Raw genomic sequence first — 25,093 nt, 5'->3', positions numbered from 1 at the left:
TGCGCGCCGCCCTAACTCCTGAGACACACGGAGGATTCCATCCATTCGCATCGGGCAGGATTTCTAGTAGGCTGCCGCTAGGGAAACTGGGGATTTCGGCGTGATGGTGGTCGACGATCGGCTTCTCGAAGGCAAGATGACCGAGATCGAGCAAGCGCGAGCATGGAGCCCGCGCGTTATCTCAAAATTCGAAACGCTCATCAGGAGCGGCGACGACCAGGCGCTCTATCGTGTCAATCCGCTGGCCTTCGCCCGCGACCGCGCAATCGCCGAGCCTGAAGCAATCGACCTCTTCCTTTATGCGGCCCGCTGCGGCCTGTTCGACATGAGCTGGGACGTGCTCTGTCCGCAGTCCGGGATGGTGCTTGACAGTTTCGGCGCCCTGCGCACGCTGCAGACGCATTATGTCTGTGGCCTGTGCGACGTATCGGGCGATACCGACCTCGACGACTTCATCGAGGTTTCCTTCTCCGTGTCGCCCCATCTGCGGCGCCTTTCGTTTCACGAACCCCAAACGCTCTCTGTCGAGGATTTTCACTGGAAGCTCCACTTCGGACATGACGGGCGGCTGCCGGGGCAGGACGTTCGCTTTCTCGACGTTCTGCGAGGCTTCGTGCGCGGCATGACGTTCCTGCCGCCGGGCACCACAACAATGCTGCACGCTGACCTCGGTCCCGGCGCCCTGTCGGGCGTCAACGTGCAGACACAGGCGGCATTCGCTGTACCCATCTCGGGCGATCCGGTGTTGGCGCCGACACTTCTTAAGATCAACTATGACGGCAAGCGCTTCTTGCCGTCGTTGCCGGCAGTGCCGCCCGGTTCGGTTGTCATTGAGGTTGCGAACACCGGACCCGGTCGTGGCGCCTTGCTTCTCATAAACTGGCCGCCCGAGCTTGTCGCGCTGACCACCAAACCTACGCTTGATTTCGACCCATACGTTTCCGGCGGGGCGCTGCTTGCGCGGCAAACCTTCCGCCACCTCTTCCGTTCCGAACGTGTCGACGAGAAGGAGGGGCTCGGCATCCGGCAGATCACCTTCCTGTTCACGGACCTCAAGGGTTCCACCGCCATGTATGAACGCCTTGGCGATCTCAACGCTTATGCCCTGGTCCGCGAGCATTTCGCTCTTCTCAATGCGGCGGTCCACCAGCATTCCGGTGCTGTCGTGAAGACGATCGGAGATGCGGTGATGGCAGTATTCTCGCGGCCATCGGACGCAATCTCGGCCGCCCTGCACATTTTTGAAGAGATCGATCGCTTCAACGGCGATCATGTCAGGCCGGGGATTATTTTGAAGATGGGTGCTCACTGCGGTCCATCGATTGCCGTCACACTCAACGACAACCTCGACTATTTCGGTCAGACCGTGAATGTCGCCGCGCGCGTGCAGTCACTGGCGGAAGCCGGACAGGTCTGTATCTCCGAGGCGCTCTATTGCGCGCCCGGCGTGAGTGAGCTGCTTGCGGGCCGAAGCGTCGTCGCGTTTGATGCGCCTCTTCGAGGTGTAGAGGGCGATGCAACTGTCTATCGCATCATGCGAGGATAGACCGCCTGTTTGCCTCGTTCACAAGTCTATTGGGCGACCTGGGACACGGCTGACATCAGCTCCTGCGGGTTTGGCGCCCCAAACATGTATCGCCCACCCTCCGGAACCTCCGTGAAGCTCCAGCGGACGATCCCCTGCCGGTCCAGCAGGAACTGACCGACCAATTGTCCGTGTCCCGTTGCGATCATCTGCTCGTCGGCTTCGGTCAGTTCGTAATGGTCCTTCTTGTCGAGGATTGCGCCGGCTGTCATAGGATCCATGGGACCGGGCAACTCGCCAGGTAAGTCGACCCGCATATCCATTGCCGCTGCCATCGCGACCTTGTACGGCCAGTTCGTCTCGTTCTCGGTGAATTCGAGATTGGGCAGCCCAAAAGCACGATGTGAAGCGCGTTCCGGGTCGGAGGCCGCAAGCAGGTTCGGCATCGGGTGGTAGCGGAAATAGAGACGCGCCCGTTCGATCGGCGTGTTGACCACCGTCAGGCTCCCCACGCCCCTTTCGCGCAGCTCCGGATCAAGCCGCGCCTGGGCGGCGATATGGCGCCGGCAAAACGCACAATGCAGACCTCGAAACAGGCCGATCAGCACCGGCTTTTGTCCACGAAAGTCGTCAAGCGCGATCTTGCCTTCCTGGGTAATGGCGTCGAGGACCACGTTCGGTGCCCGGTCGCCCGGTTGAAGCGGCAACAAGTCACTACGCGCGGACATTTCCAACCTCCAACCCCGGCTAGTCAAGAAACGGCAGCACCACAAGCCCTTCCGGGTCGAGCCCGTGCTGGGCGCATATACCCTGCGCCAGGGAAAAGTAGCGTTCGGCCTCGGCCAGATTGTCAAGGTCGAGATTGAGCGTTGCAAGACCATCATAGCACGGAAACAGCAGCTGGGGTTCGCCCGTTTCGCGGGCTACGTCCAGTGCTTCTTGGAACAAGCTAACCGCCAGGTCCGGGCGGCCGTTGCACTGGTGGATCTGCCCAAGCACGATCAACGGCACCGCCAGGTGCTCGCGCTGGTCGAGCGCGCGGTCGATCTCGATGGCCTTCTCGGCGGCAGGCACGCCCTCCGTTGGACAGCGATCCGTGAAAGTACAACAAGCCACCGCCAGATTGACGAGGAGGCGCGCCTGGAAGCCCAGATCACCAATACGGCGCGCCACTTCAAGACCGCGCCGGCAGACATCCATCGCCTGCGCCGGATCGATGGTCGTGTAAAGCACGCCGAGATTGGTGTAGCCGCGGCAGGCCGCGCTTGGTAGACCGGCGGCTTCGGCCAGTTCAATGCTGTGCTCAACCTCCCGCACGGCTTCATGGTTTCGGCCAAGGCGAGCCAGCGCAACAGCCTTGGTATTAAGTGCCTCGGAGGTCACTAGAGTGGCATCCTCTGAGACAGTTGTCAGAGTGCGCAGGCAATCCAGCGCCGCGTCCGCCCATTTTGCCGCGAGTGCGTGATCTCCACTGCGGAACGCCTGTCGGCCACGCTCTTGCCACAGATGCGCCTGCTCGATCGGGGCATCCGCTCCATCGAGGAGCGCTGCCGCTTCAACATAGCGGGATTCTGCGTCGTCCCGCTTGCCCACGTCCCAGAGCAGCCGACCGATCTTACGCAAAACGCGTGCCGCAGCGACACGATCGGCTGACGCGCGGTACGCCTGCAGCACCGTCTCGTAGTGGTGGTGCGCGATCTCGCGGCGGCCTGCCGGGCCGCTCAAATCGGCAATGCGCTCTGCAATTGCCAGTTTGAGCGGTGTTTGCCCGATCGCGTCCAACGCAGTCAGTGCTCGCTCGTAGAAACGAAGGGCGTCATCGTTGGCGTATATCATGCGCGCGCGATCGCCCGCCGCCTGCAGGTAATGCGCACCCTTCTCGCGCTCGGCGCTCAGTGCGAAATGATGACCGAGCACGGTCAAATCCTCGAGCCGTTCCGGCTTGTCGCCGCACAGTTGCTCCAAGGCAGCACCGACCCGCCCGTGGATGTCGGTCCGGCGTTGCAGGAGCAGATTTTGGTAGATCACGTCCTGCAGCAATGTTTGCGTAAAGCGGTAGCTTTGCGACGAGACCGAGCCTGATCCTGCAACTTCCTCGATGATTTCCGCATCGCAAAGCAGTTCGCAGCCGGCTTCTAGCCGGCCAGGGTCGGTTGTCACGGTTTTCAAAAGTGTGGCATCGAAGCGCGGGCCGATCACCGCGGCTTCCTGGGCCAACCGGCGCACCTCTTGGGGCAGCCGGTCGACGCGAGCAAGCAACATTGCCTGGATAGTGGCTGGAATGCCGGTTGCGACTTCGCCTGCCACGGTCCGCCATCGCTGGCCCTCGCGCACCAATACACCGCGATCGATAAGGCCGCGAACGATCTCCTCTACAAAAAGCGGGTTGCCGCCCGCGCGCTCGAGGATCTGGTCAGGAAGCCTTCCTGCGGAGTTTACCCAGCTCTCGCCGAAAAGCGCGGCCAGCAGGCTGCGTCCGTCGTCACTGTTGAGCGGCGAAAGCCGGAGCGCCGTGTGACTGACCCGACTTGAATCGAGCTGGTCGTTGTCCGGCGCCGGACGATGCGTGACCAGCAACATCAACCGCGTGCGTTCCAACCTGTCCATCACGAAACGCAGTGCCTCGAGCGACACGGCGTCGGCCCAGTGCAGGTCTTCGACGACAATCAACAGCGGCGACAACGCAAGCCGCCGTTCGATGATCGTGCGGACTGCGTAGAGAATTTGCCGCCGCAGCTGCTCAGGTTCGACATGTTGCAAAGTGGCATCGGGGTCGCCAAGGCCAAGCACATGGTAGAGCAAAGGCATCAGCCGCTTCGCCTCCTCGCCCTGCAGGCCGAGATCTGCAAGCAAGCCTGCGAGCTTTGCCCGCATTTCGTCCCCACTGTCGTTTTGCATCATCCCGGCAGCGCTGCGCACCACCGCGCCCAAGGCGCCGAAGGATTGTTCGCCCAGCGGTGAGCACGTGGCCTGCCGCACGGCGACATTGCGAAAACGATCCTCGTCGCCGACCCGAGCGACGAACTCCTTCACCAGCCGTGATTTCCCGATACCGGCTTCTCCGACGAGGCGGACAAGTTGGGCCGAGCCGCCGCAAGCCTGGTCAAGGCTCGCCAGCATTCTATGGAGCTCCGCACCACGACCAATTATCGGCGCGCTGAGGCCGAGCGCCTCGAGCCCACGCGCTGCACGTGGCGCCTCAAGCGGTGCATCCAGTCGATGGACGAGCACACTGCCAGCCTTGCCGCGAAGCACGACATCACCCAGCGACTCGTAAGAGAAGGCATGCCGGGTCAGCCTGTGGGTGAGCTCGCCGACCAGCACTTCACCCGGTGCGGCCAGCGATTGCAGGCGTTGCGCCGTATTCACTGTGTCGCCGGTCACCGAATAGGATTTGGCGGTGCCGATGCCCAATCCGCCAGTGACGACCGGACCAGTGTTTATGCCGATGTGCAGTAACAGAGGCGAGCCGGAGTGGGAGGCGTTTTCGCCGAGCCGCGCCGTCCGCGCGATCATGTCGAGAGCGGCGCGAAGCGCACGTTCCGGATCGTCCTCATGCGCGACCGGCGCACCGAACAAAGCGAGCAGTGCATCGCCGATGAATTTGTCGACGAAACCACCAAAGTTTCGCACGGCCGCCGTCAATTCCTTGAACAGCTGGTTCTGCAGCGCTTGCATCACCTCGGGGTCGAGCTGCTCGCTGAGTGTCGTGAAGCCGCAAAGGTCGGCGAACAGGACCGTTACCGTCCGGCGGTCGGCGTCAGAGACCGGATGCAACCCATCTTCGCTTTCGATGTTCGCAAGCGGCGACGGAGTTCGAGAAGGCGGCACAATGGTCCGGCTCGGTGTCGGAGCAGGCCGTTCGACGGCCTTTGCGGACGCACCGACGCTTGTCCCACATTTCGGACAGAACTCGAAATCAGGTGCGCAGAGGTAGCCGCAACTGGCGCATGCCACCGGCTGGCGCCTGCCACACCTCGGACAGAAGGCGAAGCCGCTCTCAACCTCGAAACCGCAGCCCGAGCAGTCCATCGACAAGACCTCACTAGGGGCCGTTCGCTAACCACGTCACGGCCAGGGTATTCACAAGGATGAACCGTTAGGCGTCGACCAGCAAGCGGCAGCCCAAATGGGCATCGATCGAGCCGTGCGGGTCCTGTCGTTCGGGCGGCTGCGTGGCCGTCATTTGCGAAAATTCCCTCTTACCCTCCGTCTTCCTGCTATCGTGGAGATGAGGAGACGGACCCATGAGCGAGAATCGCAAGCTAGCCGCAATCCTGGCTGCAGATGTGGTCGGATACAGCCGGCTCGCGAGCGCTGACGAAGACCGTACTTTGGCGAGGTTGCGGGCCCTGCGCAGCGACCTGATCGATCCGATCATCGCCGTGCACAACGGGCGGGTGATCAAGCGCACCGGGGATGGGGCGCTGGTTGAGTTCCGCAGCGTCGTGGATGCCGTGCGCTGCGCCGTTGAGGTTCAGAACGGCATGGTTGAGCGCAATGCCGGCGTGCCGCAGGAGCGCCGTATCGAGTTCAGGATCGGCATCCATCTGGGGGATGTGGTCGAGGAAAGTGACGGCGACCTGATGGGCGACGGCGTCAACATCGCCTCGCGTTTGGAGGGAGTCGCGGCGCCCGGCGCCATCTGCCTGTCCGAGGATGCCTATCGCCAGGTCAAGGCGAGGCTCGACCTCTCGGTCAGCGATCTCGGCAGCACGCAGCTCAAGAACATCGCCGAGCCGATCAGGGTCTATTCGCTGCAAGTCGGCAGCGCCGGGACCAGGGCGGCCGCGACCTCGGAAACCGCGAGCCGACCGGCGACAGCAGCGCCGCCGAAGCTATCGATCGCCGTCCTGCCATTCGCCAACATGAGCGGTGACGCCGAACAGGACTACTTCGCCGACGGCATCTCCGAAGACATCATCACGGCGCTGTCCAAGCTGTCGCAGCTCTTCGTCATCGCGCGCAATTCGTCGTTCACCTTCAAGGGCCAGAACGTCCATGTGCAGGAGGTGGGCACGAAACTCGGTGTGCGGCATGTTCTGGAGGGCAGCGTACGCAAGTCGGGGAACAGGGTGCGCATCACCGCGCAGCTCATCGATGCAACCTCGGGCGGCCATCTTTGGGCGGAGCGGTTCGATCGCGACCTGACGGACATATTCGCCGTGCAGGACGACGTGACGCAGCAGATCGTCGGTGCGCTGGCACTCAATCTGACTGAGAGTGAGCGTCAGCGGCTGGCGCCCGAGCACCCGCGCAACACGGAGGCGTATGACTGTTTCCTGCGCGGCCGGGAGCTTTGGCACCGGCTGACGAAGGAGACGAACGACGCGGCCCGCGACCTCTTGCAACGTGCCATCGAGCTGGACCCGAAGTTGGCCTCAGCCCACGCTTTCCTCGCCCTCACGCACGGTCTCGATTACCTGAACAGATGGGGTGCGTCGCCGCCGGAATCGATGGCGCAGGCGGAAGAGGCCGCCACGCGAGCGGTAACGCTGGATGACAACGATCCCTGGGCGCACTGGGCGCTGGCGATAGCCAGGCTGTACACACGACGGCACGATGGGGCCATCGACGAGGTCGAGCGCGCACTGGTCCTCAATCCGAACTTCGCCGAAGCGCACGTCTGCCGCGGCGAAACGCTGTACTATTCAGGCAGGCCCGAGGAGGCCCTTGAGAGTTTCGCCCGGGGAAAGACCTTAAACCCATACTTTCCCGACGTGCTTCTGCACTTCCAGGCTTTGGCGTTGTTTCAACTAGGAAGGTACGAAGAGGCCGTTGACCTGTTGCTGCAACGGCTGGCTCGCAACGCTACCACCGACGTCTCGCGCGCGCTTCTGGCCGCCTGCTACGGCCATCTGGGCCGTTTCGCCGAGGCCCGCGCGGCATGGCAGGAGGTGCTGCGCGTCAATCCCGACTATTCGCTGGAATACCGTCGCAAAATCTTGCCTTACAAGAACCCTGCCGATTTCGAACGCCTGGTGGACGGGCTCCGCAAGGCAGCTATTGTGCAATGACAGGTGAGGTTCAGCTCGCCTTGATCTCTGCCTGGCCGATCTTGCGCCATCGGGCGTTTTCGCGCACCAGCTTCAGGTCGTCGGTCGTCTCGGCAAATGTCCGCAAACGGTATTGCCGCAGCAGGTCCGGCAAGAGCGCACCTTCCGGCAGGCCGGCAAGCTGCTCGCGGACCGAGATCTTTTCATCGATGACCCGCATGCCCCAGGCATTTTCCCTTACCTGCAGCTCCGCAGCCAGTTCGCGCTCTTCCGGGGCGTTTTCGTCCAGCGCGGCCAGCAGGATCGAGTGGAAAAGCGCTACATAGCCAATCTGTCTCAAGCCGCCCACAACCCGCACGCGCGGCAATATTGCAAGCACGAGAAATGTCAGGAACAAGTTCGGCAGCAGCACGCCGTCCAGCAGCGCCTGCCTCAGATGCAGCCGCTCGAACGGGATGGAAAGACCTTGCGGCCTGTCAGGCTCGATCAGGTGTCCGTTCTCGAGGGCGAGCTTGCGCACGCGCTGCTCGCGGATGCCCCAGAAATAGTCCGTGGCATTGGGCAGGAATCTGCCGAATGGGCTCGATGCGGCCTCTTGCAAGGCATGTTCGAGACGCTGGCGTCTTGCGGGCTCGATGAGCAGCCTGGAAAGAAGGCTGCCGTCATCTTCCAGATGCCGCGCCATGGCAGAAGCGGCGAGCCGGTCATCGATGAAAACCGGCAAGGTCATGCCGGAACGATCCCAATCGGCGACAAGATCCTCGTTGAGGGCTGTCAGCGCATCGGCGGCGGTTCCAAACACCTTGTCCTGACTGGCAAGCAGCGTGCCCAGCCAGCGGCTGGCATCGGTTTCATCGCCCACCGCCTCGAGCGCGCGCTTGTTGAAGGAGACGGGACCGGCCGCGCAGACGCTTTTGCGGCACAGTTTGTGGCGCCCCATGCCAAACAGGTTGACCTTGTCGTCACCGACATCGAGCCAGCCCGGCCCCTCCCGGCCAACGGTCTCCATGGTCATCGTCGTTCCCATGAAGCCGACGAAGGCCGACAGCCCGGTTTCGACCGCGCCGAGCCAGGCAAGCAGGAGAGCATCGAAGGTGATCCGGTCCATCAGAAGCAGACAGTGCAGGCCGGACTGTATCACCGGTCTGTGCTCGAACTCTTCGAGGGCCTTGCCGATCGCCTCAGGCGGCATGATCGCACCGAGACGCTGGTGCAGGACGTCGCGCAGGATCGAACGGGCAGCGACCGCCGGGCCTGATGCAGGTCTTGCCACCGGCCGCCACAGATGGCGGGCGTAATCGGCAACCGGTGCATTCCAGTTCTGCTCGATGTCGCGGACGACTTCCGGGCAGAGCAGAGACAGCACAGCCAGGGCTTCCGCCGGAGGCACAGAGGTTGGATCAAGGACGCCGGTCATCGGTCCCGTCTAGCCGCTTGTGCCGCAAACGCCAAGGGAGACAGCGGATCTCAGAACCGCAGCCGGGCCATGCTCAGGAGGTCGTGGTACTGCCCGTCGGTAAAACCGGCCTTCACATGCCGGCCTTCCACCTCGAAGCCGTGGCTTGTGTAGAGGCGGACCGCCGGTTCGTTGTCGGCATAGACGGTCAATTCGACCCGCTTCAGGGCGCGCCAGTTGTCGGCCACGTCAAGCAGCGCGCCAAGTATGGCGGAGCCGATACCCTTGCCGACAAAGGCATCGTCAAGGCCGATATTGATCTCGCCGATATGCGAACGGCGCGGCGAACTCTGCACGACCAGGCTGCCATGGCCGACGACCTTGCCGTCCAACTCGGCAACGATCCAGGTGGTTTCGGGGCCGGACTTGGCGATGCGCCGCTCTACCTGCTCCACCATCTCGAAAGGCATCCTGAGCGTGCCCCAGCGGAAGCCCGGCATGTTGAAGATGGTACAAAGCGCCTCCGCATCGCTTGGCCGGACGGCGCGGAGCTGCGGCTGGATCTTCTCGAAGGGTGGTGTGCTGGTCATGGCGTTCCCGGCTAGAGCAATTCCAGGAAAAGTGTGAGCGGTTTTCCGCCCGGAATTGCGTCAGAACAAAGAGATAGAGCAGTTCGCCGTTTTCTTGAAACGGTGAAATGCTCTGAGGCAATCGGCCCGGCACGATGCACCGGACGTCACCAGAAAATCCAGCCGTCTCTGCAACCTATGATGCCGATTGCGCTCTGAAATACCGGGAGGCGGCGTAGAGTTTGAAGACGCCGCTGATGCCGATCCAGCCAAAAAGGGCGAGCCAGCACAATGTCCCGGTCGCCGTCCAGTTGATCCGGTGTACCGCAGCGTCGGTGATGACGAGGCCAAGAACGGCAAGCAGGCCAACCAGAAACTGCGCCAGGCCGAGCACCAGCAGTTCCTCGCGCGGCGCGCTTCTCCAGACGAGATATGTGCCGCCCGCACCGGCGAGGAAGATGGCGCTGTAGACCTGGGCGTGGAAGGCGTCGATCGGCCATGGCCAGAAGCCGCCGAATGTCAGGGGAAACAGCAACAGGCCGACGCCATAGAGCCCAAGGATCGCTGATTCCACCGGCATGTAGCCGCGCCAAGCGGGGTTTAAGGTCACGCCTGTTGCGGAAGGACGGTCTCCGGCCCGCCACAGGAACAGCCCGGATACCGCGACCGAGGCAAGATAGACCAGAAACCAGAGCCAGGGCGCTTTGCGCTCGAAGTTGAAATAGCCGATATTGATGAACGAAGCCGCCGACACGATGACGGTGAAAATGAAGGCCATGACCAGCACGAGCCTGCCCGGCGACCAGCGATTCCAGCCCAGCAGTGCCGCCATCACGGACATTTCGGCGGTATAGAAGCCACCGAGAAAGCGCGCATTGAACGGCGTGACGGCCCAAGGCCAGCGCGGCTTGACCAGCGCAGGCGCGAAAAACAGGCCGGCGCCGACGATCAGGACGATGATGACCCCCACCGAGAAAAGGCGCAGGGCCGCGGGAAATGGCGGGTTGTCGGATGTCGGCATGGGAGAAAGCCCCAAAGATGAATGCCCCATGGTCTATCATAGTGCCGCTAGCGGCCGGTGAAAATCCGCCGAATGGAAATTGAACCGTCACGAGGCTTGTCCATTCGAATGGCCGTACGGTCCGTTTCGACGTAAGATGGGGCGCTCGGACCGAAGACCGGTCCGGTCAACACGCCTCGGGGCGCATTTTCCGGAGCCTGCCCAATGAACGAAGCTCAGGATCTGTTCTCGCTTCTGCGGCAATCGACCAATGTCGATCCGCTGGCGATCGACGCGATCAAGCGAGCCATCGCGGAGGGCAAGGACCACGAGCTTTGCCGCATCAACGCCCTGGCCTTCGCCAGCAAGCATGGCCTTGACGAGGAACGCGCCATAAGCGCCTTTCTCCATGCGGCGCGGGTGGGAATATTCGACGTTTCCTGGAATGTTCTGTGCCCCGGCTGTGGCGGCGTGCTCGACACCAACGCCACGCTGAAAACCCTGCAGAAGGACGAATACACCTGCGCGCTGTGTTCCGAGGGCTATTCGCCGACCCTCGACGAGATGGTCGAGGTGACATTCACCGTCAGTCCCCGCATACGCAGGATTGCCGCCCACAATCCGCACGAACTGCCGGCGGTGGAATATTTCCGCCAGATCTACTGGGCGTCAGGCGTCGATGTGCCGGACGAGGATTTCGCGAAAACGATCGAAGCGTTCTCGCTGGAGGATATCGAGCTTGCGCCCGGTGAAAAGGCGGTTCTGCTCATCCAGCTTCCGTCCGAATTCATCATCATCTTCGAACCGGTCACCCATTCAGCGCAGTTCATCGACGTGAAGGGCGAACCAACAAAGGAGCGCCGAAGCCTCTCCTTGGTCTTCGACCGCGACCATGTCCAGAACCAGACGCTGGAGATGCAACCCGGCCCGTTGCGCATTTCGCTGGAAAACAGGACCGACACCCGCGTGCTGCCGACGGTCTTCGTCGCCGGCCATGCATTGCATGATTTCCTGGGCAAACGCCGGCCGTTCCTCACCGCCAAGCGCCTGCTCACCAACCAGACGTTCCGCGATCTCTATCGCACGGATACGCTCGACATCGACCAGCGCCTGAAGATCACCAGCCTGACCTTCCTGTTCACCGACCTGCGCGGATCGACCGCGCTTTACGAACGGGTGGGCGACCTTGCGGCCTTCGATCTCGTACGTGCGCATTTCGAGGTTCTGCATGAGATCGTCGCGGCGGAGGCAGGCGCGGTGGTGAAGACGATCGGTGATGCGGTGATGGCGACCTTCGCGACGCCTGACCGTGCGATTGCCGCGGCCCTCAGGATGCGCGATGCCATGCGTGCGCTCAACGACAAAAGCGGGCGCGAGGATCTTCTGCTCAAGATCGGAGTCCATGCCGGCCCCTGCATCGCCGTGTCTTTGAACGAGCGACAGGACTATTTCGGCCAGACGGTCAACATTGCTTCGCGGGTCCAGAACCTTGCAACCGCACAGGCGATCTTCGCCACTCGTGCGGTGGTCGACGACAATCTCACCGCCGCTCTGTTGCACAGGAACGCGCTGACGCCCGTGCCTCACGAGGTCTCGCTGCGCGGCATTGAGCGGGAGATAGCAGTCTATACGATCCCCTGAAGACTTGGCCCCTGAAGACTTGGGTCGTCTCCAACCCTCACACTCGCCTGCAGAGAAAATAACGATCGGCGGGCTCCGAAGTCGGCGGCGCAAGGCGTTGCAGCAGCGGGTGATCGAGCGGCGTGCCACTGACCGCGAAGCCGCCGACGCGAAGCAGGCGCGCAATCAGATCGGGAAGCCAGGTAGAGGTCACTGCATCGCGATCGTCATAGCCGGTGCCGATGTCGGCATGAACAAGAGCGGCGTCGATGCCAATGAACCTGATCGCCGTCTCGCGTATTTCGCCGAGCACGAGGTTTTCAGCTTCGGGAATTGAACTGGCGTGTGCGCCGACTTCGCGGTCGAACACCACGATCCGGCGTCCGGGCAAGCGTTCGCGCAGATGGTGGAACGTCCGGCCATTGCCGAGGCCGAGCTCGAGCACAGGCCCCTCCATCTTCGCCACCTCGGGGCAGATGTGATTGAGAATGTCGCGCTGCGCGGTCATCCTGCTGATGAAATTGTCAAGGCGACTCATATGCGACTGTATGTCCCGAACCAGTCCGCACTTAGAGGCGAACGATGAACATTGCAATAACCGAACAGGCCGCCGACAAACATCATGCCGGCCTGGAACCGCCGGCATGGCGCGCCGCGGAACAGCGATCTCATTTGTAGGGATCCGCGGCGTCCCGCAAGCCGTCGCCGAGGAAGTTGAACGCCATGATGACGAGAACGACGGGGAGCATCGGCAAAAGCAGCCATGGATAGAACGCGATCACGCTGACGCTGCGCGCCTCTGTGAGCAGGATGCCCCAGCTGGTTATCGGCGCCCTCAGGCCGAGTCCGAGGAAGCTCAGCGCTGTCTCACCCAGGATCATGCCGGGTATGGAGAGCGTCGCCGTCGCGATCAGATGCGACATGAAGCCGGGAATGAGATGCCGCCTAATGATGCGGCTGCTCCCGGCGCCCATCAACTGCGCAGCCAGAACGTAATCCTCCTCGCGCAAGGACAGAAGCTTTGAACGCACGGCCCGCGCCAGTCCGGTCCAGTCGAGCAGTCCGAGGATGACGGTGATGCCGAAATAGATCAGGGTCGGACTCCAGGTTATCGGCATGATCGCCGCCAGAGCCAGCCATAGCGGAATGCTGGGGATCGATTGCAGAACTTCGATTATCCGTTGAACGACAAGGTCGAAGATACCGCCGTGATAACCGGCCAGTCCTCCGATGACGATGCCGAGCACGAAGCTGAAAGCGATGCCGACGAGGCCGATTGTCAGTGAAATGCGTGCGCCATAGATCATGCGCGAGAGCACATCGCGCCCCAGCCTGTCAGTGCCGGCCAGAAAGAGCTGGCCGTTTTCGGCAGGACAGACAAAATGCCTGTCACCTTCGATCAGGCCCCAGAACTGGTAGCTGTCGCCCTTGCAGAAGAAACGCAGCCGCTGAACATCATCCCGGTTCTCGATGTAGTTCCGCTTGAGCGTGTCCATATCCAGCTTCATCTGGCGGCCATAGACGAACGGCCCGACGAACTCACCGTTGTGGAACAGGTGCACCTGCTGCGGCGGCGAATAGATGTAGTCCATGTTGCGGGTGTGCAGATTGTAGGGCGCCAGGAACTCGCTGATCAGTATCCCGAAATAAAGCGCAGCCAGGAATATGCCGGATACGACAGCAAGCCGGTGCTTGCGGAATTTCCACCACATCAGCCGCAACTGCGACGCCTGAAAGACCTTCGACTGCTCTGGCGTCATCGCCTCGACCGACTGCAGGTCAAAGGGTGCGCTGGAAACGTAGTGTTGCAGTGGAGCACCCGGAGCGGGCAGCGGCGAATCCGACTTCATTTGGTGCTGCCGCCTTGCAAACGAATTCGTGGATCAAGCAGCGCCAGCGCCAAGTCGGAAATCAGCACACCGATAACCGTCAGGAAGGCGAGGAACATCAGGAACGACCCTGCCAGATACATATCCTGGCTTTGCAGCGCCTTGATCAGCATCGGCCCGGTCGTTTCCAAAGACAGCACGATCGCCGTGATTTCGGCGCCGGAGATGATGGCCGGCAGGATAGAGCCGATATCCGAAATGAAGAAATTGAGCGCCATGCGCATCGGATATTTGACCAATGCCTTGAACGGATGAAGGCCCTTGGCGCGCGCCGTCACGACATATTGCTTGTGCAGCTCATCGAGCAGATTGGCGCGCAGCCGCCGGATCATGCTTGCCGTGCCCCCGGTGCCGATGATCAAGACCGGAATCCAGAGATGGGCGAGGATCGACTTCGCCTTGGCCCAGCTCATCGGCTCGCCGAGATATTGCTGGTCCATGAGATGGCCGATGGACGTGCCGAACCAGATGTTGGCGAAATACATCAGGATCAGCGCCAGCATGAAATTCGGAATGGCAAGGCCGAGAAGGCCGAAGAAGGTCAGGCCGTAGTCGCCCCAGCTGTATTGATGCGTGGCGGAGTACATGCCGATCGGAAAGGCGATGAGCCAGGTGAAGATGATCGTGACGAAGGAAACCAGCACGGTCAGCCACATTCGGTCCCCGACGACGTCGCGAACCGGCAGCTCATATTCGAAGGAATAGCCGAAATCGCCGTGCAGCATCCCGCCGACCCAGTAGAAGTAGCGAATGACCGGCGGCTGGTCGAAACCATATTCCTTGCGCATCATCTCGATGCGATCGGAATCCACCGCTTCGCCCTGAGCCCGAAGCTCGGCGACATAGCTGTCGAAATAGTCGCCCGGCGGAAGCTCAATGATCGTGAACACCAGCGCCGATATGACCATCAGCGTTGGAACCATCACGGCGATGCGCCAGACAAGATATCGAAGCACGCTCAGGAGCCTCCAAGCCAGAATGTATCCGGCATGTAGACACCGAAATAGGCGGTCGGGTCGTAGCCGTAGAGCGCCTTGTCAGGCAGATTGCGAAGCCGCGAGGACACCAGAATCGGCTGATGCGTTCCGTTTACCGTGCCGATTGAAAACACCTGATCGGTGTAGATCGACAGCATTGAATTCCAGATTTCGGCGCGCTCCGTGGCTTCGGTCGATCCGTTCCAGCGCTTGAGCAAAGCCATCAACTCGACCACTTCAGGAAGATCGGGCGCCTCACCCATCTTGCCATGGGACAGATAGTGAGCACCCCAGAGCGGCCATTGCAATTGGTCGTCGATGGTGGGGGCCAGCTGGTACGGATTCATGTCGGCGGTCGGCACGCCATTGTCGATGCCCGACCACATCGACATCATGATCTGGCCGCCAAGCGCGCGGCTGCGGAAGATGTCGCGCTGCGAAGTCCGGATGAACAGGGCGATGCCGATCTTGCGCCAGTGATCGGTGATGAGTTCGAGCGCGTCGGTTTCCAGCGTGCTTTCGCCGGCCGTTTCCACGATGATCTGCGCAGAGCGTCCATCGGGAAGCTTCCGCACGCCGTCATCGTCACGTGCCTGAAGTCCGACCTCGTCCAGCAGGGCATTGGCCTGGTCGGGATCATGGGCGATCCAGGCTTTCGCGAATTCCGGCCGGTAGAGCGGGCTCTCCGGCAAGACCGTATCAGCACTTTCCTGCGCCAATCCGTAGAACACGGCCAAATTGATCTCGCGCCTGTCCACAGCGAGCGAAAGTGCGCGGCGCACGCGCACGTCACGCAAAAGGCCACGCCACACCTGGTCGGCACAATTCAGATTGGGCAGCAGCGCCAGCCGCGAACCCTGTGTGCGTTTCCACAGATGCATCTTCACCGGGTAGCGCTTCTCCGCGTCCTTCAGGAAGGAGTAGTCGCTGAAGTCAATTCCCATGCATTGCAGGTCGCTCTCGCCCGCACCGGTCTTGGCGGAGATGATCGCCGACGAGCTGACATTCATGATGATCCGGTCAACATAGGGCAGTTGCCGGCCATTCTCGTCTATTCGATGAAAGAACGGGTTGCGCTCGAAGACGAATTGCTCGGCCGGCGGCTTGGTCCGGTTCTGCCAGGGATCGAGAGTCGGCAGTTCCGGGTTCTCCGGGCGATACTGCCGCGACATGCGGATATGCAGGAGCGTCCATTTCTGGGCCCGGTTCTCCTTCATCAGGCCAGCGAGCCGGAATGGATCCTGGTATTTCTTGTGGAACTGCTTGAGATAGGTGGCCGGCAGAACAAGCGATGTCGGCGCAGCAGCAGCGAGCTTGGGCAGGAAGTCGGGATTGGGCGCATCCCAACTGTAGCGCACCGTCAACGGATCGACGATCTCGAAGCGTGGCGGCTTGCCGTCCGCCAGCAGGGCCGGGGCGAGCCCGCCTTGCGAAAGCTCATCGTTCAGCCAGACATCTTCCCAGCAATAGCGAAAATCCTCCGGCGTCAGCAGGCTGCCGTCTGACCATTTATGTCCTTCCCGTATCTTGAACGTGAAGATGCGATCATCCGCCACGTCGAAACTTTCGAGAATGTCGGCTTGCAAGTTGAGCTTTTCGTCATAGCCGACCAGCCGAGAATACCCGTAGATCGTCATCATCCGGATATCTTTCTGGCTGCCGATGATCGTACGCAGCGTGCCGCCATATAGGCCGGGCTGCCGGCCCATCGCAGCGAGATTCAACGCGCGCGGGCTCTTGGGCAGGCGTTCGGCGAGTGCGGGCAGCGCCCTGGCCTTCAGCTGCGGCTGAAGAAAGTCCGGCTCCAGATCGCCGGCGCGCGACGTGCCCGGCAGAAATGCCGAAGCCATGAAGCCAAGGACGATGCGCCGGCTGATCAATGGCGTAACTCGCTGACATCAGCCGAACGTCTGGCCAGCACGAGGTGGCCGCCGCCAAGATCGAGCGGCGACAGCATATCCTCGTCGCTCTCGTTGCCTTCGTCGCGGAATTGCGGTCCCCATGCGCTGGTGTCCGAAGCGCCGCTGAGTTTCAGCGTCTTGAAATCCATCGGCCTGTCGAGATCGGGGAAAGGTACCGCGGCGACCAGTGAGCGCGTGTAGGGGTGAACCGGTTTCCTGAGCAGAATTTCGCGCGGCGCAAGCTCGACGATACGCCCGCCGCACATCACCGCGATGCGGTCTGCCATGTAATCCACCACCGCCAGATTGTGGGATATGAACAGGTAGGTCAGGCCCAGTTCCTTCTGCAGGTCCTTCAGAAGGTTCAGGATCTGCGCCTGGACAGAAACATCGAGCGCCGAAACCGGCTCGTCGCAGATCAGGAGCTCAGGTCCCAGCGCCAACGCGCGCGCGATGCCGATACGCTGACGTTGGCCACCGGAGAAACTGTGCGGATACCGCTTTATGAAGCGCGGATCGAGCCCGATTGCCTGCATCAGGCTCTTGACCGTGGCGAGCCGGGACGCGGCATTGCCACGCTGATGGATTTCCAGCGGCTCGCTCAAGATATTCTCCACCGTCATGCGAGGTGACAGCGACGAAACCGGATCCTGGAAGACCATCTGGATTTTCGCGCGCAGCAACCGCAGGGCGTCTCCCTTGGCCTCCAGCACGTCGATCGGTCCTTCGCGGCCGTTGAAGACCACAGAGCCGCCGCTGGGGGTGATAGCCCGCATCAGGATCTTGCTGACGGTGGTTTTGCCGCAGCCGCTTTCGCCGACCAGACCCAGGCACTCACCCCGCCTGATATCGAAACTCACCCCGTCCACGGCGCGAACAGAGGTTTGACGATTCCCGCCGAACCATCCGGAGTTGCGGATGGTGAAGACCTTTTTCAGATCCCTGACCGACAGCAGGATGTCGTCCGGCCCCTTCGATTCCGGCGCCGTCTGCTTGCCCAGTAGGTTCCCGACATTCACCGGCACCTCGCGGAGCGCCTTTAGCCTTTCGCCAGGCTTCAGATCGAAATGCGGAACGGCTGCCATCAGGCCCTTCAGGTAAGGGTGACCTGGTCGGCGGAATATCGCCTCCACAGGTCCCGCTTCCATGATCTCGCCATGGTAGATGACCACCACCTCGTCGGCGACATTGGCGACAACGCCGAGGTCGTGTGTGATCAGCAGCATCGCCATGTTCAGCTTGGTCTGAAGCTCGCGCAGCAATTGCAGGATTTGCGCCTGGATGGTGACGTCCAATGCCGTCGTCGGCTCGTCAGCGATCAACAAAGCGGGCCGGCAGATAAGCGCCATGGCGATCATGGCGCGTTGACGCAATCCTCCCGAAAGTTCAAAGGGATACATGTCATAGGCGCGCTTGGGATTGGGAAAGCCGACAAGGCCGAGCATTTCCTCGGTCCGCGCCTTGCGCTCCGCCCGAGCCATGGGTGAATGAATCTGCAGGGATTCGCTGACCTGGTTGCCGATCGTGTGCAGCGGCGACAGCGATGTCATCGGTTCCTGAAAGATCTTGCCGATGCGGCTGCCTCTCAACGCCCGGATTTCGGGTCCGTCACGCGGCATCTGCAGGATATCCTGCGTCGTGCCGGGCTTTTCAGGATCGGAAAACAGGATACGGCCGCGAACATGGGCTGTGTTCGGCAAAATGCCCATCACTGCCTGGCTGAGAACCGATTTTCCGGAACCTGACTCGCCCACAAGCGCGGTAACCTTGCCGGGCAGGACGCGAAGATTTGCACGCCTGACGGCATGCAACGGTCCCCCGATAATGGCAAAAGAGATGCCAACATCCTCGATCCGCAGCAGATCAACATCCGAATTCATTCTCACACCAGCCCCACTCTGGCAGCCTGTCGGGCGGCAGGCCCAGAAAGTGAGACTAGCGCATTGCCAGTCTAGAGCAACTTGGATTCGAAACGAGTTCCTCGGCGGAAGCGGCGACCGGACTGCCAGAGGCGTTCGGATCAGATCGTGGCGGTTACTGGAGCTTGCTCGGGTCGCCCGCCGACAGCCGCGCGGCATCGCGATGAAGCAGCATGAGCTGCTCGGCGTCCGATCTTCGATCGTAAATCGGCTGCAGCGCAGCGTCTTCCTCGAGTGCGAGAGCACCCGACAGATCGGGTGAAAGCACCGTCAGCTTCTGCTTGAAGCCCGCCAGTTCCTCCTCGCCGAGCGTCAGCCAGCTGTTGGTGCCGCAATAGCCGGCGAAGTCTTTGCTGGCGAGAACGCTGTGCGGATATTTCTTGGTCAGGGTCTGGAGGCGCTGAACCTCGTTTACAGCCGAGCCGAAGACAGAGAATGTGAGCCGGTCGGTAAGCCCGACATTGCCGAACATCACATTGCCGACATGCAGGCCGATACCAAATTTTATGTCGCCCAATCCCTGCTTCTTTCTGCGCTGATTGAGATCCATCATACGCGCGCTGGCCTTGTGCGCTGCCGCAAGAGCAGCCTGGCAGGCGATCTCGGACTGCGCGCGGTGCCTTTCGCAAGGGTAGACGGCAATGAAGCCATCCCCCAGGAAACTCATGATCTGCCCGCCTTCGCGATTGAACGGTGCGGCAATGGCATCGAAAAACTGGTTCAGCGTATCGATATAGACTTCGCGGCCGGAGGTTTGGGCAAGCCTTGTCGACCCGCGCATATCGCCCATGACCAGTGCCGCCCGGATTGTGTCGCCCTCGCCGCGCTTGATCTGGCCGTCGAGCACGCGCCTGCCGGCGTCGCCGCCGAGATAAGTGGTCATCATATTGTCGGCGAGCTTGGTGAGCACCGCCATCTTGGTTGCGATAGCGAGATGGTTCTGGATGCGCAGCAGCGCCGAAATCATGCTGTCGCTGAAGCCTGAAGCACTGTCGGTGGACCAGGACCCCAACATGCCCTGACTGGTGTTGCCGTTGAAGGGATGGACGAAAGCCATGTAGTCGGTGACGCCCATAAGCTTGAGTTCATCGAAAACAGGAAACTCCGACGGCACCGACGGGTTGAACCGGCGCCGCAGATGGTCGAGGTTGTTGCTGAGCAGATGGTAGTATGGGCTGGTCAGGAATCTGTCGGACGGCACGCCGCCCTCCTTGCGGAAGCCTTCCATTTCCAGGCCCTGGCCGCGAAGCCAGGTGAAGCCAAGCGCGTCATAAAGCGGATGAAGCATCGAAAAACTCAAATGCACCCGCTTCAGTGGCAGGCCGGCAGCAGCCAGCCGTTCACAAAAGCCTTTTACCAATGTTTCCAGGTCGTTGCCGGCCAGCGCTGATTGGGTCAGCCAATCGGCAACCTTATCCATGAGAATGGTGGAAATTTCTGCTTGCGCTGTGCTCATGCTATCTCGAAACCCGTCGAAGACGAGCCATCTCCTTTGATCCGTCACACCCTCGAAGTGAATGAAGCCGGCTTCGGCGGCAAAAGCCGGCGAAGAATTTCCCGAATGACTGTTCCTTGCAGGCAAGGAGCAGGCGTAACTGCATTTATCTCCTGGGGCACATATGTGGCGAGGCTGCCGGCGGAGTGCAACCCCGATCCTGACATCGGGCAAATTCGCCGGCTCAGACGCCGTCAGGCCTTCACCACCGTCTCTCGGGCTAGCCCGAGGCGGCCAAAAACATTGCGTGTGTCGACGATCAGAAGAGCGTGATCAGCGATCGCCCGATAGTCTATCGCGTCGTGGTCGGTTGCAACGACGACAGCGTCGAAATCCTTCAAGGCCGCCTCGGTCAATTCGACCGAGCGACGCCCCTTTATCGCCATATGCTCCCTTGTGGTCGGGATCTCGGCAACATGCGGGTCGTGAAATTCCGCCTTGCCGCCCCATTCCTCGATGAGTTCAATGAGCCGCAATGAGGGGCTTTCGCGGATGTCGGGCACATTCTTCTTGTAGGCTAGCCCGATGATCAGAATACGCGAGCGGCTGAGCGCTTTGCCGCAGCGCCGGTCCAGCGCCTTCGCCAGTTCATCGACCACATGACGAGGCATGGCCGTGTTGATCTCTGCCGCCAGCTCGATGAAGCGGGTCGGCAGTTCGTATTCGCGCGCCTTCCACGTCAGGTAGAAGGGATCGATCGGAACGCAGTGCCCGCCAAGTCCGGGGCCAGGATAGAAAGGCATGTAGCCAAAGGGCTTGGTCTTTGCCGCCTCGATCACCTCCCAGATGTCGATGCCCATCGCACCGAGCACGATTTTCAACTCGTTGACGAGGGCTATGTTGACCGAGCGGAAGATGTTTTCCGTCAGCTTGACCGCCTCGGCGGTCGCCGTGGTGGAAACCGGAACGACGGTCTCGACCACGCCCTGGTAGAAAGCCTGTACGAGCGTCGCCGCTTCAATGCCGTCGCCTGCCACGACCTTGGGGATCGTCGCGACTTCAAAGCTGCGGTTGCCAGGATCCTCGCGTTCGGGCGAGAAGCCGAGGAAGAAGTCTATCTTCGACTGCAAGCCGGTTTCTTCCAGTATGGGCTTGATCACGTCGTCTGTGGTGCCGGGATAGGTGGTCGATTCCAGCACGATCAGCTGGCCGAGATGCAGATGCTTGGCGATGGTGCCTGCCGTGTTCCTGACGAAGGAGAGGTCCGGCTCACGGTGTTTCGTCAGCGGTGTCGGAACGCAGATGATGATGACATCGCAGACGGTCAGTTCGGCAAAATCCGCAGTGGCGCGGAACCGTCCGCTCGCCACATGGCCGGCAAGGGCTGTCGACGTCACCGCCTCGATGTAGGATTGGCCGTTGTTCAGGCTCTCAACCTTCTGGGCTTCGATGTCGAAGCCGGAAACCGGGAAGCCGGCGCGTGCGATCGCAACCGACAGCGGCAACCCGACATAGCCCAGTCCGATCACACCGACTTGCGCGGCGCGCGTCGAAATCCGGTTGAGAAGACGGTCATATGTCGATCGTGAGGCGTCCAAAAATCTGCTTTCCCGTCAATTCGGACAGACTACCCGCGCCCATGGCGAGGCTCACCGGGTCCCGAGAACCATGGCCGAGGCATATTGCCGAAAATCGATTTCCGCAAGCCGTCATCAGACCCGCGCCTTCGCCTTCAGGCTTGCGGCAGCCATCGCATAGCCGCCGTCGGCGCCATCGATGAAATGAACGTGATCGGGCTGCAGCGGCGAGATGACGAGGCATGTCATCAAGGCCGACTGCTGGCGGTGCAGGCCATAGCTGCAAATGCCCGCCTCTTCCGCCTGTTTCAGCCGGCTCTCGATCCGTTGCAACACATCCGCGTCAACGTCGATGGTCATCTTCAAGCCGTCGTCGAACTTCCGGAAATCCGAATTGCTGGCCACCTCGCGTTTGTAGACCTTCGGATCGAAACGGCCGATCGTCCAGCCAAATCTATCGGTGACGGCCGTAAGCGTCATCAGGAACATCACCCATAGCTTCACGAGCCACCGCCGCCCTGGCGGCGCCGTGGCCCGCGCCTCGACATCGAGGCCGGCGGGCAGAAGACTGTAGGCCGGCCCGTCTACCGGCACCGGGTGGCCCTCGCGTTCCTGCCTGCTGGCAAGCGCGATGATGTCGGAAGCCAGGAACTGAAAACCGCGCAAGTCGCGCGATGCCCCTGGTATGGCTATGATCGAGACGATTTCGCCGTGCCGGGCTTCAATCGGGTTCCAGCGACAGGAGAGGCCGGTCAGATCCGGCCGCGCGCCGGCCGGCGCGGGGTCGATGCGGTAGCGCCCCGCTTTCATTTCGGCTTCCGCCCAACTGCCGCCACCGCCGGCGAACATGGCATAGAAGGCCGCTTCGGAGGCCTGGAACCGCGCCACGCGAACGTCGAGGCCTTGCGCTCTTATGTCCTTTATCGGCACGATTGCCGCACGCAAGGTCAGGTCCAGTTCGTCCGCCACCCATCTCTGGACAGAAGCTAGCGCGTTACGGGCGATCTCCAGCGCCGAGCCGGGAAACGCCACGAGTGCGCCGTCGCCGCCGAAGACAAACGGAAGATCTTGCCGACCAAGCGCATTGAGCAGCGCCGAAATGACGCTGGCGCCCGCCATATTGACGGTTTTATAGCGCCCGGCCTCGATCGCCTTGGTCGAGCCGACGATGTCGGCGGTAGCCAGCGCCCAGCCATCGGGGAGAGGCCGATAGTTATCGATATCGGCAACGCTTTCGAACTTTGCGAAGACCGGCAAAGAAGCGACAAACGGGTCGGACGCGACAGCTGTTTCCATGAGCATCAGATAGCACATTCCAGTGCTTGAAGGTGAAGTCGATCATGCGTCGAAATTGACTTGCGCAGGCTTTGCGATGATAGGATCGCGCGATGCGAATTGCCTTCTACGCGCCGCTGAAGTCGCCCAATCATCCCGTTGTCTCCGGCGACCGCCAGATGGCACGGATGCTGGTCCAGGCGCTGCAGCATGGCGGGCATAGCGTCGAACTGGCATCGGAGTTCCGCTTCTATCTACGCCAGCCGGAGCCGAAAAGTTTCGATGCGCTCAAGATCGAGGCTCGGGACGAAGCCGCGCGGCTGACAAGGCTTTGGGACCGTGACGGCAAGCCCGATCTCTGGTTCTCCTATCATCCCTATTACAAGGCGCCCGACCTGATCGGGCCCGAGCTGGCGTCGGCCTTTGCTGTCCCCTATGTGACGGCGGAAGCCTCTTATTCCAGGCGGCGCAACGCCGGCTTGTGGGCCGATAGCCAGGCATTGGTGGCGCGAGCCATCGAACAGGCGGCGCTGAACATCTGCTTCACGCAAAGGGATCGGCAGGGACTGGAAGATGCGATTCCCGGCGCCGCTCTTGGCATGCTTTCGCCCTTCATCGACACATCGGCATTCCGGGAAATGCCGGGACGGGGTTGTCCGACGCGCCTCGTCACCGTCGCCATGATGCGCCCGGGCGACAAAGTCGAAAGCTATCGCATGCTGGCGCAAGCGCTCGGTTCGATCAGCCACCTGCCCTGGACCATATCTGTGGTCGGGGACGGGCCTGCCCGTGACGAGGTCAAAGCGCAATTCTCCGGCTTGCCTGCCGACCGTATCGAATGGCTTGGCGAGATCGAGCCGGCCACCGTGCCGGATGTCCTTTACAGCGGGGGAATTTACGTCTGGCCGGGTTACGGCGAGGCCTATGGCGTTGCCTATCTTGAAGCCCAGGCCGCCGGCCTTCCGGTGGTGGCTCAGGGCATTGCCGGCGTGCCGGAGGTCGTGCGGGATGGCCAGACCGGGCTTCTCACCCCGCCGGGCGATGTGGCGGCGTTCGCTTGTGCCATTGAAAGGCTTCTGACCCGTAACGACGAAAGAACCATCATGGCCGCAGAAGCCAGGCGTTTCGTCCTCGAAGAGCGCTCCCTCGGTGGTGCGGCGGCGCGTCTGGCCGAACTTCTCAAGAAGATCCCGCTATCATGACATCCGATCCGATCTGGCAGCCCTTGGTGGAAGAGCTGGCGCGCCGGCAAAGGGCGGGCCGCAAGGCAGAGTTCTGGCTGCGCGACGATGACGCCGTGGAACCGACGCCTGCGCTTGATCGGCTGCTTGACCTCACCGGTGAATTCGCGGTTCCGGTCACTCTGGCCGTCATTCCGGCCCTGACCGACGGGAAGCTTGTCGTCCGGCTTGACGAGGCGCCGCATGCCACGGTCGCGATCCATGGCTGGGCGCACCGAAATCATGCGCCTGAGAACCACAAAAAGCAGGAGCTCGGCGCGCATAGGCCACGCGAGGCTGTGCTCGACGATCTGGCTCGCGGGCTGTCGCACGTGACCGGCCTGCACGGCGCACGTGCCGTTCCTATGCTGGTGCCGCCCTGGAACAGGATCGACGCCGGCTTGGTATCCGACCTTGGATCGATAGGATTTGCGGCATTGTCGGTCTATGGGCCGCCGAAGCCGGCTTCACTGGCGGTCATCAACAGCAATGTCGACATCATGGATTGGCATGGCACGCGCGGCTGCCGCGATCATGGCCTGTTGGTTCAGGCTATCATCGCGCAATTGCAGCACGCAGTCGACGGCGGCGAACCGGTCGGCCTGCTCACCCACCATCTCGTCCATGATGAATCGGCCTGGCTCTTCCTCGAACGGCTGTTCACGGTCACCGCACAGACTGAAGCCTGCGCATGGCTTCCAATCAGGACATTGATCGGGCGCAGCGCCGCTGGAGCATGATCCCGAAAAGTGGAATCCGGTTTTTCTCGGACAAAAACGGGAACCGTTTTGTCC

18 protein-coding genes are annotated in these 25,093 nt (G+C 61.6%); 5 read left to right on the top strand and 13 right to left on the bottom strand.

The features are described 5' to 3' along the window. Positions 1-100 precede the first annotated feature (100 nt). Positions 101-1,546 carry a DUF5939 domain-containing protein gene (locus AC1DXU_RS12890; protein ID WP_477368852.1) on the top strand — a complete coding sequence of 482 codons (1,446 nt, stop codon included), beginning with the start codon at positions 101-103 and terminating at the stop codon, positions 1,544-1,546. A gap of 26 nt (positions 1,547-1,572) precedes the next feature. Here the strand turns inward: AC1DXU_RS12890 and AC1DXU_RS12885 are convergent, their stop codons facing one another. Together AC1DXU_RS12885 and AC1DXU_RS12880 are read right to left on the bottom strand one after the other, a co-directional pair. Beyond that, complete coding sequence (locus AC1DXU_RS12885; RefSeq protein WP_477368850.1) at positions 1,573-2,253, bottom strand: peroxiredoxin-like family protein; 681 nt, start codon at positions 2,251-2,253, stop codon at positions 1,573-1,575. Positions 2,254-2,272: 19 nt separating this feature from the next. Then, entirely contained in the window at positions 2,273-5,557 is a 3,285-nt protein-coding gene (locus AC1DXU_RS12880; RefSeq protein ID WP_477368848.1) for an ATP-binding protein, read from the bottom strand. A gap of 215 nt (positions 5,558-5,772) precedes the next feature. On the opposite strand from AC1DXU_RS12880, the gene AC1DXU_RS12875 reads away from it, so the two are divergent. Continuing rightward, complete coding sequence (locus AC1DXU_RS12875) at positions 5,773-7,542, top strand: adenylate/guanylate cyclase domain-containing protein (RefSeq protein ID WP_477368846.1); 1,770 nt, start codon at positions 5,773-5,775, stop codon at positions 7,540-7,542. A gap of 10 nt (positions 7,543-7,552) precedes the next feature. On the opposite strand, the gene AC1DXU_RS12870 is transcribed toward AC1DXU_RS12875, so the two are convergent. The 3 genes from AC1DXU_RS12870 to AC1DXU_RS12860 all read right to left on the bottom strand — a co-directional run bounded on the left by AC1DXU_RS12870 (position 7,553) and on the right by AC1DXU_RS12860 (position 10,507). Next, positions 7,553-8,938, bottom strand: a complete 1,386-nt coding sequence (locus tag AC1DXU_RS12870; RefSeq protein WP_477368844.1) for a hypothetical protein — start codon at positions 8,936-8,938, stop codon at positions 7,553-7,555. Positions 8,939-8,988: 50 nt separating this feature from the next. Continuing rightward, positions 8,989-9,507 carry a GNAT family N-acetyltransferase gene (locus AC1DXU_RS12865; protein ID WP_477368842.1) on the bottom strand — a complete coding sequence of 173 codons (519 nt, stop codon included), beginning with the start codon at positions 9,505-9,507 and terminating at the stop codon, positions 8,989-8,991. A gap of 175 nt (positions 9,508-9,682) precedes the next feature. Next, entirely contained in the window at positions 9,683-10,507 is an 825-nt protein-coding gene (locus tag AC1DXU_RS12860) for a hypothetical protein (protein ID WP_477315393.1), read from the bottom strand. 204 nt (positions 10,508-10,711) lie between these two features. Here AC1DXU_RS12860 and AC1DXU_RS12855 point away from each other — a divergent pair, with 204 nt between their 5' ends. Next, positions 10,712-12,127 (top strand): DUF5939 domain-containing protein, encoded by a 1,416-nt coding sequence (locus AC1DXU_RS12855; RefSeq protein ID WP_477368840.1) that lies wholly within the window; start codon positions 10,712-10,714, stop codon positions 12,125-12,127. Between the two features lie 37 nt (positions 12,128-12,164). On the opposite strand, the gene AC1DXU_RS12850 is transcribed toward AC1DXU_RS12855, so the two are convergent. The 8 genes from AC1DXU_RS12850 to AC1DXU_RS12815 form a co-directional block, all read right to left on the bottom strand. Continuing rightward, positions 12,165-12,644 (bottom strand): class I SAM-dependent methyltransferase, encoded by a 480-nt coding sequence (locus AC1DXU_RS12850; RefSeq protein WP_477368838.1) that lies wholly within the window; start codon positions 12,642-12,644, stop codon positions 12,165-12,167. 130 nt (positions 12,645-12,774) lie between these two features. After that, positions 12,775-13,956, bottom strand: a complete 1,182-nt coding sequence (locus tag AC1DXU_RS12845) for an ABC transporter permease (protein WP_477368836.1) — start codon at positions 13,954-13,956, stop codon at positions 12,775-12,777. Then, on the bottom strand, positions 13,953-14,951 hold the full coding sequence (locus AC1DXU_RS12840; RefSeq protein ID WP_136617148.1) for an ABC transporter permease: 999 nt from the start codon (positions 14,949-14,951) through the stop codon (positions 13,953-13,955). The genes AC1DXU_RS12845 and AC1DXU_RS12840 overlap by 4 nt, the downstream gene beginning before the upstream one ends. A 2-nt stretch (positions 14,952-14,953) precedes the next feature. Then, positions 14,954-16,852: an ABC transporter substrate-binding protein gene (locus tag AC1DXU_RS12835; RefSeq protein ID WP_477368834.1), complete on the bottom strand. Its 1,899-nt coding sequence runs from the start codon at positions 16,850-16,852 to the stop codon at positions 14,954-14,956. Beyond that, positions 16,849-18,753, bottom strand: a complete 1,905-nt coding sequence (locus AC1DXU_RS12830) for an ABC transporter ATP-binding protein (protein WP_477368964.1) — start codon at positions 18,751-18,753, stop codon at positions 16,849-16,851. Before AC1DXU_RS12830 ends, AC1DXU_RS12835 begins: the two co-directional genes overlap by 4 nt. Before the next feature lie 154 nt (positions 18,754-18,907). Then, positions 18,908-20,248 carry an adenylate/guanylate cyclase domain-containing protein gene (locus AC1DXU_RS12825; protein WP_477315405.1) on the bottom strand — a complete coding sequence of 447 codons (1,341 nt, stop codon included), beginning with the start codon at positions 20,246-20,248 and terminating at the stop codon, positions 18,908-18,910. A gap of 233 nt (positions 20,249-20,481) precedes the next feature. After that, positions 20,482-21,825: a nucleotide sugar dehydrogenase gene (locus tag AC1DXU_RS12820; protein WP_477368832.1), complete on the bottom strand. Its 1,344-nt coding sequence runs from the start codon at positions 21,823-21,825 to the stop codon at positions 20,482-20,484. A 114-nt stretch (positions 21,826-21,939) separates the two neighbouring features. Continuing rightward, a complete protein-coding gene (locus AC1DXU_RS12815; protein WP_477368830.1) occupies positions 21,940-23,118 on the bottom strand; it encodes a DUF3095 domain-containing protein in 1,179 nt (392 codons plus the stop codon). Between the two features lie 74 nt (positions 23,119-23,192). Here AC1DXU_RS12815 and AC1DXU_RS12810 point away from each other — a divergent pair, with 74 nt between their 5' ends. Beyond that, complete coding sequence (locus AC1DXU_RS12810; protein ID WP_477368828.1) at positions 23,193-24,281, top strand: glycosyltransferase family 4 protein; 1,089 nt, start codon at positions 23,193-23,195, stop codon at positions 24,279-24,281. Then, positions 24,278-25,039: a polysaccharide deacetylase family protein gene (locus AC1DXU_RS12805; RefSeq protein ID WP_477368826.1), complete on the top strand. Its 762-nt coding sequence runs from the start codon at positions 24,278-24,280 to the stop codon at positions 25,037-25,039. Before AC1DXU_RS12810 ends, AC1DXU_RS12805 begins: the two co-directional genes overlap by 4 nt. Positions 25,040-25,093: the final 54 nt, after the last annotated feature.

It is taken from the genome of Mesorhizobium sp. P3_A10 (genome assembly GCF_056403175.1).
This window is presented reverse-complemented; position numbering and strand designations above follow the sequence as displayed.